We start from the raw sequence: 15903 nt of genomic DNA on the forward strand, positions 1-15903 counted from the left end.
ACGGCTGTCGCATAAGCCCAATTGAGCTAGTCGGATGAACCATCGGTGAGTCCTTCCCGAAGAGCGAAAGCCTGCGAATCACCCCAGCTCAGCACAGCCGTGGAACCAAACCGGGCTCCAAGGCCGAGGAAGCGTTATACCGGCACCCACCGAATCCGACTGAGGCTCGCCGCCTCTCACTATCGGGGGACTAAAGGGCTGCACGCGTCCAGAAAAACGAACACGATCAGTATCCAAACTGGGCCTCATCTGCGCAGTTCCTCACGCAGATGATCTTTAGATCGGCGAATTCGCTGGTCAGCGCGACAAATGCAAGATCGTTGATCTTCCAATCCTGTCGGGTAGTGTTCTGCACGCCCTCGACCGGCGCGAACAGGTTCGATGCGGCCGCGATCCCCCCGACATCGCAGGCCTTCGAACGCCGCCGTCGAAGACCGCACTGCCACCCGCGAAAACCCCCCGAAACGCAGGCAGCGCCGCCGACCACGAATTGACCTGCCGCGCATACCCCGAACGGGCACGCTTGCCCACCACACGAACGCGCAGTTGGCGACAACAGCTTTACCGCGCGGGAAAGGACTGCGTCGTGAGCAGCGGACCCAAAGACCCGCCCGCGAACGCGACTTGGACGTCCATGTGGTCGCGCGCCACATCGAAGGTCGTCAAATGGCGGAACTGGAAGCTTCCCGTCAAGATCGCCGCGATCGTGCTAGTACCGGTGATCTTCGCGATCGTGCTGGGCGTACTGCAGATCCGCGGCCAGATCACCCAGGCACACCAGTACGAGCAGATGGAGCACATCGTCTCCGCGGGTAGTGCCATGCGCGGCGCCGTCGCAAGTCTGCAGGACGAGCGCAGCAAGGCCACCGAATACCTCGCGGACGGCGATGTCTCCGAAGAAGAGCTGAGCAATCGCTTCGGGGCCTCCGAACAAGCGCTCAACGAAGCCCGGCGCCAGCTCAGCTCGACCTTCGACAGCGACGCGGTCCGGTTCGCCCGCGAGGAGACCGACCAGCAATTCAACCAGCTCGCGGTGCTGCGCTCCCAGATCGTCAACAACCAGACCGACCCGATCGCGGCCACCGGCTCCTACACCAAGCTGATCGATGCCATGCTGGCCCTGGACCGCACGCTGATCAGCGAAATGTCCTCGTCGCAGCTGGTCTCCACGGCAACCACCGCCCACGAGCTGGCCAAGGTTAACGAAGAGGTTTGGCTGCAGCAGTCCCTTGTGCTCACCGGACTTTCCGAAGGGCTGTTCACCGAGGACAACCTGACCCGCCTCGCCGCCAGCGAGACCCGCCGCACCGCAGCCGTCCAGGAATTCCGAGCGGCGGCGACTCCGCAGCAGCGCAGCAGTTACGACCGCCTGTACTCCAACCCCGCGCTACCCGCGCGGGAAACGACGGTGCAGCTCGCCATGGCCGAGCGGGACAACCCGAGCTCCGAGTTGTCGTCGAACCTGGCCGAGCCGAGCACGTGGAAGGAGCAGTCCCAGTCCGCTTCGCAGGCCCTTGCAGGGCTGCAGACGCGTCTGGAAAACCAGCTGCGCCGCACCGCGTTCACGCTGCAGGACACCACCAGCGACCTGGCCGGTCTGCAGTCGGTGATCCTGCTGACGGCGCTGCTGCTCTTCGGCGCGATCGTGGTGGTGATCGCACGGCACCTGCTCGGTTCCCTCGATCAGCTGCGCCGCAGCGCGCTGGACACCGCCAACCATCAACTGCCCAGCGCGGTGGCCGACGTTCGAGCCGGGCGAGCACCGATGTCCTCGGTCAAGCAGGTACCGGTGGAAACCACCGATGAGATCGGTGAGGTGGCCCGAGCCTTCGACGACGTGCACACCCAGGCCGTCAACCTCGCCACGGAGCAGGCCGAACTGCGCCGCAGCTACAGCGACTCGTTCGTCAACGTCTCCCGTCGCAGTCAGAGCCTGCTGGAGCGGCAGCTCCGGTTGTTCGAGCAGCTCGAACGCGACGAAGAGGATCCCGACCAACTGGCGACGCTGTTCCAGCTCGACCACCTGTCGACCCGGATGCGCCGCAACAACGAGAACCTGATGGTGCTTTCCGGTGCGGACCTGGCCCGCCGTTTCAACAAACCGGCCGTGCCTGCGGACCTGTTGCGGGCCGCGGTCTCGGAGATCGAGCACTACCCGCGGGTCAACGTCCAACAACTTCCGGACACCAAGATCGTCGGCTACGTGGCGGGCGACCTGGTGCGGCTCCTGGCCGAGCTGCTGGACAACGCAGCGAACTTCTCCGCCCCGAACACGCAGGTCGTGGCCACCGGACAACGTGATCGCGATGCGTCGCTGCGCATCGACATCACCGACGAGGGCATCGGCATGTCCGAGGCCGAGCTCGCCGAAGCCAATCACAGACTGGCCAACGACGAGGAGCTCAAGCTGTCGACCTCTCGGCGCATGGGGCTGTTCGTGGTGGGACGACTGGCCCGGCGGCACGGTCTGGAAGTGTGGCTCAAGCCGGGCCCGGAAGGTATCGGCACTTGTGTCTCGGTGCGGCTCAACGCCGATCTGCTCATCGACGACGTGGCATTGCCGGAACCGCGCACCAACGGCGTGTACCGGCCGGGGCACGACGACGACGCACTGATCCAGCGGTTCGATTGGGAAGCCGCCGAGCTGGACGCGACCAACCATGCCCCGACGCACAACGGTTTCCACCTGTTCCAGGGCCCCGGCGAGGGCACGCCCCCGCCGAGCGAGGGTGAGGACCTGTTCAACACCCAGGAAATCTCCCTGGATCTACCGGAGCCGCCTGCCGAGGTCCCCGACATCACCGCCGAGTTCCCCGACGCGTCGTCTTCGGCGTGGTTCCAGGAGCTGTCGGAGACCGGCGATGAGCCGAGCGGCGGCGAGCCGGACTGGCCGGGAACGGCAATCGAGAACGCAGGCGGGCAAAAGAGCAAGGGAACCTCTCTTTCACCGCACCCCGGGGACGCCTCCGCCCCCGACACCGAGGGCTCCGCCCAGTCCTGGATCTTCGCCAGCGACCAGGAGTGGGAGCGCGCCGAACAGGTCGCGGCCTCCGAACCGGTCGACTTCACCACCGCAGGCCTCCCGATGCGGACTCCGCGGGCGAACCTGGTCGCGGGTAGCGCCAACAGCCAGGACCAAGCGTCCCGACCGGCTCGCGACCCCGATCTCGCCCGCGGACGCCTGGCCAGCTTCCAGGCGGGTGTGCGCCGCGGTCGGCACCGCATGCAGCACACCACGGCGAACGCCGACCCAGCGCACGTGCCGCAATCTCCGCCAGCCGGGACCGACGAGGCCGACGCAGGTGGCGAAGCAGTCGAACCGGAAACGCAGTACACGTCGTCCGGACTGCCACGCCGGTCGCCGCAAACTCAGCTGGTCCCCGGCCTGAACACCGAAAACCGCGCTAAGCCACCCCGCGACGCGGACATGATGCGCGGGCGGCTCGCCAGCTTCCAACGCGGTGTCCGCGAGGGCAAGCACACGCTCCGCGGCCCGCATCCTTCCGGCGACGAACCCCGGTGACCCCCAATCAGTGAGGAAGAAAGGAGGCGCCATGAACGCCCAGAACGCCCAGCCGAGCCAGTTCGGTTGGCTCGTCACGGAATTCACCGAGCGAGTCCCCGGTGTGGCGCACGCCGTCGTGGTCTCGGCGGACGGTCTGTTGCTGACCGCATCGGCGAAATTGCCGACCGACCGGGCCGATCAGCTCGCCGCCGTCGCGTCGGGGCTGTTGAGCCTCACGCAAGGCGCCGCTCGGTGCTTCGAAGCGGGGACGGTCACCGAGACCGTTGTGGAGATGGATCGCGGCCTGATGCTCCAGATGGCCATCAGCGACGGTTCGTGCTTGACGGTATTGGCGGCACCGCACTGCGACATGGGGCTCATCGCATACGAGATGGCCCTTCTCGTGGAGCGAGTCGGGCAGATCCTTACCCCGGAGTTGCGTTCCCAGCTGCAGGGAACCTCTCACGTGATGACTGGGCAAACGGTGTGAGGACACGATGAGCACAGGTCCGGATCCAACTGGGCAGCACCGGCGTCCCGACGACCCCCATGCCGACGGCGACGGTGTCGCGGAGGTCTTCGCCCGATTCACCCTGGACAGCGGCCGCCGTCGTGGTCGACGCCGGAAACGTGCGCAGGAGGACCCCGGACCGCATGACGCAGCGCAGTCACCACAGCCCTCCCGGACTGAAGCCGGTCACGATGAGCAAGCGGCGCCGCCGGCGGCAGAGTCCTGGCCAAAGGTGACGACCGGCGCTGCGGATGGGGCCGGGGCAACCGACAACGCCGCCGACTCCGGCCAACCACGGGCCGAGTACGACACCGACGACCAGCAAGCGGCCTACATCCGGCCGTACGCGTGGACGGGTGGGCGCACGCGGTCGAACCAAGAGCTGGAGCTAGAGACCCTGGTCTCGGTCAGCGAGATGTTTCGGCCCGACCGCCTGCTGCGCACCGAGCACCACACCATCGCCGAGATCTGCAAACACCCGCGTTCGGTGGCTGAGGTCGGCGCGCTGCTGGGGGTTCCGCTCGGCGTGGCGAAGGTGCTGGTCAGCGACATGGCCGAGCTGGGTTTGCTCACCGTGCACGACACCGTGAGCGATAGCAGCAGCTCGTCGCACTTTTTGTTGATGGAGCGAGTTCTGAGTGGACTTCGTCGGCTTTGACCGTCGCCAGCGCGTGTCACCAGGCAGCGCACGAGACGCGGACTCACAGCCTTATTCGAGGAATGAGTGGGCAAATTGAAACCTGATACGCAACCGCCACCGGCGGACGCGCACCAGCCGCCGGCCACGACCTCGGCGAAGATCGTCGTCGCGGGTGGTTTCGGTGCAGGGAAAACGACTTTCGTCGGCTCCGTGTCGGAGATCATGCCTCTGACGACCGAAGCGGTGATGACCGAGGCCAGCTCCGAAGTCGACGACGTGCGCAAAACCCCCGACAAGACCACCACGACGGTGGCCATGGATTTCGGCCGACTGTCGCTGGACCAAGACCTGATCCTGTACTTGTTCGGCACTCCCGGTCAGCACCGGTTCTGGTTCATGTGGGATGACCTGGTGCGTGGCGCCATCGGCGCGGTTGTGCTGGTCGACACCCGTCGGCTTGCCGACTGCTTTTCGGCGATCGATTTCTTCGAGGACCGCAAGCTCCCCTACATCGTGGGGCTGAACTGCTTCGACGGAACTCTGTACCACCGCGTGCAGGAGGTTCGGGAAGCCATGGCCATCCCCGACGAGGTACCGATCGTGACCTGCGATGCCCGCAATCGCGAGTCCACCAAGCAATCGCTGATCCGGCTGGTGGAGTACGCGATGCAGTGGTGGATGCGGCACGCGCCCGCGCAGCAGCAGAGCAATCTCTCAGCGACTCGCTGACCCGGTCGGTCACGCAACCGACGCGGGTTTCCACTCCCCCGCCCGCGTCGGCTCGTGGCGGTGGGCTTGGCCCTTGTGATTTGCGAGAGAGGTTCCCAAGCTCACCGCCACCCCGTTCCATCGCGAGTCCACGACACGCGAGCGCACCCCATTTCAGGCCGAAATACCGTGTTCCCGGCAAAAAATCCGGATAGTGCGGTGCATGCCAAAGACAACGACCGCAAAAGCCGCCGTCCTGGCGTTCCCGCGCCGCGTCTACCGCGTGGCCGAGCTCGAGAAGCACGGCATCAGTCAGTCCAAGTCTTACCGGTGGGCCCGGGCGGATGGCCCGTGGACCCGGCTCGCTCCGGGAATCGTCCTCGTCGCCGCAGGTCAGCCAACCATTCGAGATCGCATCGATGCCGCGCTGCTGCGCGCCGGGCCAGGGGCGATGGTCACCGGCCTGCACGCCGCGAAGCTGCACGGCTTGAAATCGCCTCCCGATGACGCCGAAATTCACGTGCTCATACCGCACAGCCGGAAGATCCAGAGCTATGCCGGGACCAGGTTCGAGCGCACCACTCGTCTACCCAAACCGGTGATGGTCGACGGCATTCCCGTGGCCCCGCCCGTCCGCGCCGTCATGGACGGCGCACGGTCCTGGCTGAGGACCGCACTGGCCAAGCGGCTGCTGTTCGAAGCCATCCGCGAGGAGAACTGCTGCGGGTTCCGCGATCTCGTCACCGAGATGAATTCGGGAAGCCGTCGCGGAACCGCGGTCCCGCGCGCGATCTTGCGAAGGCACCGCGGCGAGCTCGAGACACCACGTGTGTTGCCCGTTCGAGTCCACGAAGGGGCCCACGACCCCTCACCTGCTCCACCCAGCCCTATCGGCAGCTTGGGCAGAACTCTCCGGGAGACGTTCCTGCACCGGTTCTTGCCCAGATCTCTCGTCAGGACGTAGCCGGAGCAGTGTCGTTGACCCCGAACTTGCCGCTGTCTACCGGCTTTCCAGTGATGTCGACAGCCCCGTCGGGAACCGGGCGGGCGTTCGGGTACCACTGGCGGGCTATCTGCCACGAGTTGTCGATCAGTGCGCCGGAGTGCGCGAAGGAATAGGGCGAAAGGCCCGCGATGGAAGGAGCGGGAAGTACGTAGAGCTCGCAACGCGACGAGTTGAGCTGCATGTCCAGGCGTGCGGCCGAGACCATCGCGGCACCGAGCGCGGACCCGTTGACGGCGCCCACGGAGCGCGGCGGGGTCTTCGGCGGTGGCCAGGTAGCGATCGATCCGACGCCTCGCCGCCTGCCCGCGCTATCGATGTCGAACGGTTCGGTGCCCCCGCAGGGCAGTACGAACACGCGTTCCGCACCCTGCTCAACCGCACGACTGATCGGCATGAACGCAGCAGGCCCACCGTCGACGAGCCAGCGATCCCCGACTTGAACAGGTGGGAACATCCCGGGAATCGAGCACGAGGCCACCAACGGTGGCAGTGCGGGACCACTTTCGAAATACACGGCGTCACCGGTGTCGAGATCCGTGGCGGTTACTGTCACCGGGACTTTGGCGTCCTGCAGGCGCCGAAAAGGCAGGTTGTTGAACAGCCAGCGAGCCAACCCGTGATTGCCCATCACGTGGTTGGACAGTCCGAGCTTTCCCGCGAGCATCCTGCTCGGCTGGATCGGGAAGACATCCGACCGACGCATCGACATCCACAACTCGCGCAGCTTCGCCGCTCCACTCGCGGTGGGGTTGCCCGCGAGCCATGCGGAGTTGAGCGAGCCGGCGGAAGTGCCCACGAGCAGATCCGGCTCGACCCCGGCCTCGAAGAGCGCCGAAGCCAGGCCTGCCTGGATCGCGCCGAACGTGGATCCGCCTGGCAAGACCCATGCGGTACGCATCGCATATGTCCCTTCTGCGCTTGCCTTTAGCAGGAAGACTAGCGATGAATGGAGTCAACGCAGCTCAGGCATCACCGGGGTCGCCGCGGCGACGATGTTTCTTGACCTCGGAGCGACGTTTCTTGCCCGCCAGGCGTCGGCGCTGCGAACCCTTCGTGGGCTTGGTGGGGCGACGCTTCGGCCCGGGCGGCGCGACGGCCTTGGCCAGCACCTCCGCGAGCCGTTCTCGCGCGGCCTGCCTGTTGGCCAGCTGCGAGCGGTATTCCGAGGCCGCGATCGTGAGCACACCACCGACCAGGCGGGACTGCAGACGTTCCAGCGCACGGGCGCGCAGCTGCTCGGGAACCGATGCTGCCCCGGCCAGGTCGAAGGAAAGCTCGACACGGGAGTCTGTGGTGTTGACCCCCTGCCCACCAGGACCGGATGACCTGGAGAAACGCTCGGAGAGCTCACTTTCCAGAATGCTCCAGCTCCCGGTGATCGACAAATCGGCGGTGCCCATGCCGCCAGCATGCCGCACGCCCACCGGCGGACCCCAGCGGATTTGTTCGCTCGGGAGCAGGGCCTGGGCAAGGTGGCGGTGCGCAATGCTGCGAGAAAGGCTCCCTTGCCCAGGTCACGACCTCAGCTACCGGCCGGACGCCAACCAGCCACGCCCCCTGGCACAGGAGCATCCGCGGCATACGGCGTGCGGGTGAAGATGAACGTGTTCAGATCCAGATAGGTCGGCGTCCCGTCGGTGTCGCGCCCGATCCGCAGGATCTCGCCCGAGTGATAGCCGTCGAGGCCGGTCCAAGTGCCGTCACCGTTGGGCTTGAACCGGGACGCTCGGCCACGCCGCCCATGCCCGGGCACGAGATCGAGCAACCCGTTGCTGCGCACCTTGAGCACGTACGGCGACGGCCCCCAGTACCACTCACCGGTGAGCTCGAGCAGTGTCATATCTACATCGGGGCTGGGCAGCCAGGTCTCCGGAATTCGCGGTTCGAGTTCACCGAGCGTGTCGAGCAGGTCGGTGAGCAACGTGCCGTTGACCCCTGCGGTGGTGTTGGCCATGAAGATTGCGCTCGTTGACTCTTCTGGATCGGTCCAGAGCGTGGACAGGAAGCCCGGCATCGAACCGGTGTGACCGGCCAAGCGGCGATTGTTGTGGCGCAACAGCTGCAGCCCCAAGCCGTATCCGCCACGCCACTGCGGGCCGTCGTCCACCGAACCGGGAAGTCGCATCTCCAAGACGGTGTCCGGGTGCAACACCTCGCCGGTGTCGCCACCGATGAACTTCGCCCAGCGGGCCATGTCGTCGAAGGTCGACCACAGCTGTCCCGCGGGTGCCATCGCACCGGCGTCCTCGGCGGGCTCGGGCAGCAGGACATCCGCCCACGGGTGCACGCCATAGCCGTCCGCGTGCGGAGCCACGGGACTCAGAGTCGTGCGCTTCATGCCCAGAGGGTCGAGGATCTCGCGCTGCATCGCTTCGTACCAGGGCACACCGCGGATGCGCGCGACAAGCTCACCGAGCACCCCGAAGCCCACGTTCGAGTAGTGGAAGCCGTGCCGGGGCGTGGGACGCAGCGCGGAGTCGTCAATGCCGGACAGCAGCTCCTCCGCGCTTCCGCCCGGGGTGCGCTCCCACCACTGCCCGGCAGGCTCCGCGGTCAGACCACTGGACTGCGACAGCAACGACCCGATGCTGCGGTCGCCGATCGAGGTTCCCGGGATGAATCGGTCGAGCGGCTCGGCGAGATCCAGCAGACCTTCATCGCGCATCCGCATCACCAGCACCGCGACGAAGGTCTTCGTGATCGACCCGACCCGGTACTGGGTGTCCGTCGTAGCCGGTTCGTCACCGACCTTGCCCCGGGAATCCACCCAGATCGTCTCACCATCACGCACCAGCCCAGCGATGAGCGAAGGGACCCGGTTCTCGCTCTGCTCCACGGCCAGGCGCCGCAACAGGGCGCGCTGAGTGGAGGGCAGCAGACTAGTCACCATGGCCACATGCTTTCACGCCGCCGGGGCGATCTTGTGGTCTCCGACCCGCTGGCCGTGGTGGGAGGGAACCTTTCTCTCACCCTTTGCGGCTCAACCGGCTCACCCCTTTGCTGATCCCCGCCTTCGGTGCCGCGGGTAGTTTCACCGGCAGCTTGCCCACCAGCATCAGCACCAAGATCAGCAGGACGAGCACGATCCAACCGCTCCAACCGAGAAGCCCCACGTGGACGTTGTTGACCGGGTGTCCGGCCGCACTGAAAATCCCGCCGAGCGCGGCTGCGGCGTTGAGAAAGCCGTGCGCGATCGCCGCAGGCCACACACTGCCCGAGGCCAACCGGAGCCAGCTCAGCAGTGTGCCGACCAGAACGCAGAAGCAGATCATCATGATGAAGGCGACCACGATCGGCACGCTCGGATAGTTGTAGCCGAGGATCAGGATCGGCGCGTGCCACAGTCCCCACAACGCGCCGGTGGTCAGGAACGCCCCGGGCTGCCCGAGAGGCAGCAGCGCCTTGGTCAAATAACCGCGCCACCCCAGCTCTTCGCCGAGTGCGGGCACGGCGTGCACCCAACCCATGAGAAAGATCTGGCCGATCTGCGTCAGCGCCAGCGACGTGGGAACGGTCTGCGACTCGGGCTGCCCAACGATCTCGGGCGCCGATCGTTCGGCCAGGCCGGAAAGGCCGGTCCAATCCGCGTGGTAAACGCCGAGCATGTAACCGACGGCGAGCGCCAGCATCGCCGCGATCGGCGGGCCGAACCAGGCAAGAAGCGCGTAGTGCCACCACTTCTTGATGCCGCCGGGGTTGGTGAGACCAGTGGCGCGCAGCGGTTTCGGACTGGGGCTGATCCACTTGTTGACCACCAGCGCCGCAACCGCGGGCATGAGCATCATCGCGGTCAGCGCAAAAGGAGCCCCCGACCATGACAGCCCTTCACCGGTGATGAACATCGGCACCGATAGCAACCACGCCGGGCCAATGGCGATCGCGACGAACCAGACCGTTCCGCGAACATCCACTCGATCTTGCTGGGAAGCCACGCCAGCATTTTGCCAACGCTTCCTGAAAGGAAGCTAAGCATCCAAGCACGAAAAGCAAAGGAACCTCCCCGCCATCAAATGGCAGGAAGGTTCCCTCGCTGATGACTTATCCGCCCGGCGGAGGCGCCGGCCCCGGCAACGGGGCCACTGGCAGACCGTCATGAATCTTCATCATGGCGTCGAACCAGGTTCGAGCTGGAACCTTACCTCCGTAGATGTTGCCGTTGCTGCCGCACAGGTACGGCGGGTTGTCGCCACCGGCATCGCAGATTCCCTCCGGGTTACGACCGTCCGCGTAGGTCAGCACCGCGCCTGCCATCTGCGGGGTCGCGCCAAGCAACGCCGCGGACTGGTGCGCGCTGGTCGTACCCGTCTTACCGATCATCGGCCGGTTCCATCCGGCGGCCTTCGCCGCAGCGCGCGAGGTGCCCTCGGTGTGGTCCTTGCCCATGCCCTGCGCGAGCTGGTGCGCGACCTCGGGCGACACGGCCTGATCACAGCCCGCTTCGTTGATCGGAACCGGATTGCCGTTGCGGTCGGTGACCTGCTCGATCGGCGACGGCGGGCAGAACACACCGTCGCTCATGATCGTGGCGCCGACGTTGGAGAGTTCAAGGACGTTGGTGGGCGTGAAGCCGAGGGTGAACCCGCCGATGTTTCTCTGCTTGACGTACTCCGCGATCGTTGGACCGTTGGACCCGTCTTCGCCGACCAAGCCACCCTTCATGTTGAAGCGGTTCATGGTCGCCCGCAGTCCGAGCTTGGCGGCCATGTCGACGACGTTGTTAAGCCCGACCTGCTCTTGCAGCTTCACGAAAGCGGTGTTCGGCGAGGTCGCGAGCGCCATCTGCAACGTCCTCGGCCCCGGATCCACGCCTTCGGCGTTGCGCACCGTGTAGGGCGTCTGATTGTTCTTGTAAACGCGCGAGGTGTAGCTGGCGGGCACGTCGACGGTGTCGTAGATGCTCATGCCCTGTTCGAGAGCGACCGCCGAGGTGAAGACCTTGTAGATCGAACCGGCGCCAAAAGGCACCGTCCGGCTCACGATGTCGTAGGCGGTCTGACCCTTGCTCGCGTCGTTTCCGAAGTCGCGGTTGGCCGCCAACGCACGGACCTTGTGCTTTTCATGGCCCGGCTCCACGATCGCCATGGCGTTGGCGATGCCCTCGGTCTGCGTGGGCACGTACCTCTCGGCCGCTTGCTTCGCCGCGTCGGAAGCCTCGCGATCCAGCGTCGTGCGGATCGTGTAGCCGCCCGTCTTCAGCGTCTTCTCGTCCACGCCGTGGCGTTCGAGGTAGTTCTCGACGTAGGTGCAGAAGAATCCGTCGGTCTCGCTGTTGCCGGTGCCGACACAGCCGTTCGGCGGACGCCCCAGTGGTGAGACCACGCCGAGCGGCTTCTTCTTCGCCCGCTCCGCGTCCTCCTTGGTGATGCGCATGTCGTTGTGCGGGTCCGCCATCAGGTCGATGACCAGGTTGCGCCGCGCCATCGCATCGGCTGGGTTGGTCTCGGGGTTGAGCGCACCCGGCTGGTTGACGATCGCGGCCAGCAGGGCGGACTGGGCGATGTCGAGCTTGTCCGGTGTCGTGTCGAAGTACGTCTGAGCAGCAGCACCGACACCGAAGGTCTGGTTGCCGAACGGCACCACGTTGAGATACCCGGTGAGGATCTCTTCCTTGCTCATGGTGCGCTCGAGCTCAACGGCCAGCTTGGCCTCGCGAAGCTTGCGCGCGACCGTCGTCTCCTTGGCCTTCTGGGCTTCCATGGCGTTGCGCGCCGTGACGTGCACCAAGTAGTTCTTCACGTACTGCTGGGTGATCGTCGAGGCACCCTGCGCGGTCTCGCCGCTGGCGATGTTCTTGGCCAGCGCGCGCATCGTGCCCTGCCAGTCAACGCCCTGGTGATGCCAGAACCGCTTGTCCTCGACCGCCGTGATCGCGGCACGCATGCTGTCCGAGATCTCCCCGGGCTTTGTCTCGACCCGGTACTGGTCGAAGAAGTGCGCGATCGGCTTCCCGTTGCGGTCGGTGACCGTGGACACGAGGGGCATATCGCGCTTGGCGAGCGAGGTCGACATCCGGTCGATGGCGTCCGACGACTGATTGATCACCGCCCCGGAACCGGTCGCCGCCGGCAGAAGCAGCGCCGCGACCAGCACGCCGGCCAGGACGCACAATCCGAACATTTTCAACAGCACGCCGCTGCGCACGCCAGCCCCTATCACCAAAGTGTCCGCAAGACCCGACCACCGACGCGGGACCAGGAGAGAACCCACGCCCCGGCGCACCGATCCAACCGACCGGAAAAAGCCACCGAATCAGACCAAACGAAGCAGATCGCCCTTGTTCCGTTTAGTCGTCAGCCACTGCGTTGATATCACATGCCGCCAGTACGACGGCCGCGCGCCACCGAGGACCGCGAAGTCGTTTCGGCCACGCACAGGCGATCGACTGACTACACTCAGACGCCAGGAAGGTTCCCATCCATCGCCCCGGACCGCGGAGGACACATGACCGGCGACCCGTTCCTGGATTCACTGGCCACCGCCCTGGGCGGGCAGGCCGCAGCCGCCCTGGGAATGACCGGCAAGGCCGCATTGGAAAAGGTCCGCGAGCTGGTGCGTCGCAGGTCAGAGCAGGATCCGCAGACGCAGGCCGCCTTGGAAGCCGCCGAGCAGCCCGAGTCGGGGGAGGAACAGATCGCTGCGCTGGCCGAACGCCTCGACCGGGTCTGCACCGAGGACGCCGAGTTCGCCGAACAGCTGCGTCACGAGGGCCAGGCAGTGCACAACGAGATCGTGACCAGTGACAATGTCGTGAACATCAATCACGGGCAGGCGACGAACCTGGTTCAGACCCGCGAGATCAACGGCGGCATCACGTTCAACTAACGTTCCTCAGCCTTGTTGAGCTCGGCCAGGTACCGGTTGTACTCGGCGAGCTCGGGATCTTCATCGGGATCGACGCGGGGCGCCGGCGGTGGCACCAACGGGCGCCTGCGTCGCGTCCGCGCGATCTCCTCCTCCGGCGCCTCGCCGGGCTGGTCCTCCTCGCTCGCCTCCGTGGCAGCGGTGCCCTCTTCAGCCCGGCCTTCTAGATCCATGCGGGCGATCCGGATCCACAGGAAGATCGTGAAGGCACCGAACAGTGGCCACTGCAGCGCGTAGCCGAGGTTCTGGAAACTTCCACCGGCTTCGTGCGCGCGATCCCACTGCCACACGGCGAAGAAGCCGGTGGCGATCGTGGCCACGATGAACAGCAGATGCAAAAGCAGCCAACGTGGCGTCAACAGGCCGCGTAACACGTCGTCGATTCTAGGTGCCTTCGCGGAGCACCGGCCGGTCGGCACCTAGCCCGGCTTGCCGATCAAGGTCGGCTTGCTCCCGAGAGCCACCAGCGGTGATCGGCACGTGCCCAAGGACACAGGCGCGCTCGATCCTTGGTGACAGAGAGGTTCCCTTGCTCAGCACTGCCTCCGCACACCCAGCGCCAGGCGGCTGACCACGATTAGCACCGCCGTGACCGCGAACGTCGCCGAGAATCCGGTGGTGGAAACGAGCGCTCCGAACCCGATCGCGCCGATCCCCTGACCGCCGTCGAAGGCGATGTTCCAGGCCGTGCTGGCCGAACCCGAGCTGGTTCGCTCGAGCATCAGCACCAGGGTGGTGTTCTGCACTGCGCCGAAGCCCGCGCCGAACAGCGCCGCGCCCGCCAAGGCCACCGGCTCGGCCAGGCCCGCCGCCACCGACAGCAACCCGAAACCGACAGCCCCGATGATGATCGACGGTGCCAGGACGCGGAGTTGACCGAAGCGGTCCCCGAGGCGACCCGCGGCCCATCGGCCGAGCATTCCCGTAGCACCGAACGCCAGCAGCGCCACCGAGGCCAAGGTCTGGTCAATGGCCATCGACAGGAACGCCGTGAGCCCACCGGCCGAAGCGGTCGCGACGACCATGACCGTCCAGGACGGCAACAGGGCCGTTAGCCCGGACAGGCCCTCGCCGTGCTCGCGGCCACCGACTCTGACCCGTTCGATCCAAAACACCGACGAAGCGGAAGCCACCGGCAGCACCCCGGCCACCCAGAACAGCGGCACGAACCCGACGTGCTCGCTCAGCCACACACCTGCGGGAAGCAGGAGCACGTTCGGCAGCCCGATGGCCAAGCCGTACAGCCCCGCCGCACGCCCCCGCTGCGCCACCGGAACGAGCTCGGCGACCAACGCGGACCCGGTGACGGTCAGGAGCCCGAACCCGATACCCCGCAGCGCCGAGACACCGAGCAACGGCCACAGCTCGGCCGAGAGCGCGTACAGCGGCGTCGGCGCCCCGATCAGCATCGTGCCCGCGGCGAAGAGCGCCCTGATGTCGACGCGCTGGAGCATCCACGGCATAGCGAGCTGGGTAATAACCGTGACCAGCATGAACACAGCGTTGGTCGCACCCGCGGCGGTCTCGCCCGCTCCCCCGGCCACCGCCCAGAGCGGCACCACTGGAAGCAGCAGCGCATACCCGGAGAACCCACCGACCGTCGCGGCCAATAGGAACCGCAGCGAGCGACTGCGTAGTGGAGTGGCGGGATCGATGGGTGTTCGCACGCGTTCTTGATAAGCGGTGGCAGCTACCCGTGTCCATTCCGCGCGAACTCCGCACCGAGCAGAGCGGGGTCACCGAGGTGCGGCGGCGGTCGATGTGCCAGAAAGGTTCCCATGCTCAGCTCGGACACCTGAGCCGCCGCGCCGCGCGGCGGTGCGATGTTCCGAGGGGTCAGTCGTCCAGCTCTTCCAGCGCCGCTTGTGCGGCTTCCAGCTCGGCGCGCAGTGCTTCGACCCTGGCGCGGTGCTGTTCGCGCGCCGCTTCGATCACCGGCTCGACGGCTGCCGAAACGTCCTCGTGCAGCAACCGGGCCGCCTGCTGCACGGCGTTGGCCGAGACCTGGGTCGGCTTGACCACGCGCTTTCTCGGCGTGCTGACCTCGACGCTCCACTGCCCGTCCGAATCGGCGGTCAGCGTCACAGTCGCGCCGTTGACCGCGGGCTTCGACTGCCGCGACTTGCTGCGCGTCGCACCGGCCTCGGACGGTTTGGACGCCGGTTTCGAAGCGGGCTTGGCCGTGGTTTCCGTCTGGGACTTCGCGGCGGCAGCCGACTGCGACTTCGCCGCGGCAGCCGTCTGGGACTTGGCCGCGGCAGCCGTCTGGGACTTGGCCGCGGGAACCGTCGACGGGGCCGAAGCCGCTCCGGAAGCGGGCTTTGCTGCTTCCGGAGCGGGCTTGTCGGCGCGGGCCTTCGTCGACGCCTTGGCGGGCGCCGGATCCGGCGCGGACTTCTTGCGCGCCGGTTTGACCCGGGTGAGCTCTGCGACCGAAAAGGACAGCACGTCTTTGGAACTGGCCGGACGAACCTGGATGAAGTCACCTTCGGCAGGCTCGTTGAGCGCGATCACCTTGCCGGAGCGCCCTTCTGGGACCCCCACGGCGGACCCGGTGAACCACACGACCGGCGTGGTTCCCGCGTTCAACTCCTCGCGGATCGCGTGCAAGTCGTCCGACGACAGCGGAGACATCGCCGCCCCTAAACTCGGGTGGGCCCAAAAATGGGACT

Annotated in this window: 14 protein-coding genes; 6 read left to right on the forward strand and 8 right to left on the reverse strand. The window is 66.4% G+C overall.

The features are described from left to right. Positions 1-586: 586 nt before the first annotated feature. From ABD289_RS13600 to ABD289_RS13620, 5 genes are all read left to right on the forward strand, one after another. Positions 587-3523, forward strand: coding sequence for a sensor histidine kinase (locus tag ABD289_RS13600; protein ID WP_344131187.1), 2937 nt, complete (start codon positions 587-589; stop codon positions 3521-3523). 31 nt (positions 3524-3554) lie between these two features. Then, positions 3555-3995, forward strand: a complete 441-nt coding sequence (locus tag ABD289_RS13605) for a roadblock/LC7 domain-containing protein (protein WP_344131190.1) — start codon at positions 3555-3557, stop codon at positions 3993-3995. A gap of 253 nt (positions 3996-4248) precedes the next feature. Continuing rightward, positions 4249-4674: a DUF742 domain-containing protein gene (locus ABD289_RS13610; RefSeq protein ID WP_344131193.1), complete on the forward strand. Its 426-nt coding sequence runs from the start codon at positions 4249-4251 to the stop codon at positions 4672-4674. A 75-nt stretch (positions 4675-4749) separates the two neighbouring features. After that, entirely contained in the window at positions 4750-5385 is a 636-nt protein-coding gene (locus ABD289_RS13615) for a GTP-binding protein (RefSeq protein ID WP_344132046.1), read from the forward strand. A 202-nt stretch (positions 5386-5587) separates the two neighbouring features. Continuing rightward, positions 5588-6328: a hypothetical protein gene (locus tag ABD289_RS13620; RefSeq protein WP_344131196.1), complete on the forward strand. Its 741-nt coding sequence runs from the start codon at positions 5588-5590 to the stop codon at positions 6326-6328. Here ABD289_RS13620 and ABD289_RS13625 read toward each other — a convergent pair. The 5 genes from ABD289_RS13625 to ABD289_RS13645 all read right to left on the reverse strand — a co-directional run bounded on the left by ABD289_RS13625 (position 6318) and on the right by ABD289_RS13645 (position 12487). Further along, positions 6318-7268, reverse strand: a complete 951-nt coding sequence (locus ABD289_RS13625; protein WP_344131199.1) for a patatin-like phospholipase family protein — start codon at positions 7266-7268, stop codon at positions 6318-6320. The two genes, ABD289_RS13620 and ABD289_RS13625, sit on opposite strands and share 11 nt — an antisense overlap. A gap of 64 nt (positions 7269-7332) precedes the next feature. Next, positions 7333-7770, reverse strand: a complete 438-nt coding sequence (gene arfB, locus ABD289_RS13630) for an alternative ribosome rescue aminoacyl-tRNA hydrolase ArfB (protein ID WP_344131202.1) — start codon at positions 7768-7770, stop codon at positions 7333-7335. A gap of 122 nt (positions 7771-7892) precedes the next feature. After that, entirely contained in the window at positions 7893-9260 is a 1368-nt protein-coding gene (locus ABD289_RS13635) for a serine hydrolase domain-containing protein (protein ID WP_344131204.1), read from the reverse strand. A 76-nt stretch (positions 9261-9336) separates the two neighbouring features. Next, positions 9337-10302: a CPBP family intramembrane glutamic endopeptidase gene (locus tag ABD289_RS13640; RefSeq protein ID WP_344131207.1), complete on the reverse strand. Its 966-nt coding sequence runs from the start codon at positions 10300-10302 to the stop codon at positions 9337-9339. 106 nt (positions 10303-10408) lie between these two features. After that, on the reverse strand, positions 10409-12487 hold the full coding sequence (locus ABD289_RS13645) for a transglycosylase domain-containing protein (RefSeq protein ID WP_344131210.1): 2079 nt from the start codon (positions 12485-12487) through the stop codon (positions 10409-10411). A gap of 324 nt (positions 12488-12811) precedes the next feature. Between ABD289_RS13645 and ABD289_RS13650 the strand changes: the two genes are divergently transcribed. Then, entirely contained in the window at positions 12812-13192 is a 381-nt protein-coding gene (locus ABD289_RS13650; protein WP_344131213.1) for a hypothetical protein, read from the forward strand. Here the strand turns inward: ABD289_RS13650 and ABD289_RS13655 are convergent. The 3 genes from ABD289_RS13655 to ABD289_RS13665 form a co-directional block, all read right to left on the reverse strand. Next, positions 13189-13605 (reverse strand): hypothetical protein, encoded by a 417-nt coding sequence (locus tag ABD289_RS13655; protein WP_425564686.1) that lies wholly within the window; start codon positions 13603-13605, stop codon positions 13189-13191. The genes ABD289_RS13650 and ABD289_RS13655 overlap by 4 nt on opposite strands. A gap of 159 nt (positions 13606-13764) precedes the next feature. After that, the gene (locus ABD289_RS13660; protein WP_344131219.1) at positions 13765-14898 is read right to left on the reverse strand and encodes an MFS transporter; all 1134 of its coding nucleotides are present in this window, start codon (positions 14896-14898) and stop codon (positions 13765-13767) included. A 169-nt stretch (positions 14899-15067) separates the two neighbouring features. Next, on the reverse strand, positions 15068-15865 hold the full coding sequence (locus ABD289_RS13665) for a DUF6319 family protein (protein WP_344131222.1): 798 nt from the start codon (positions 15863-15865) through the stop codon (positions 15068-15070). Positions 15866-15903 lie beyond the last annotated feature (38 nt).

This window comes from Saccharopolyspora halophila, from assembly GCF_039531955.1.
In the GTDB taxonomy this organism is placed as follows: Bacteria; Actinomycetota; Actinomycetes; order Mycobacteriales; family Pseudonocardiaceae; genus Saccharopolyspora; species Saccharopolyspora halophila.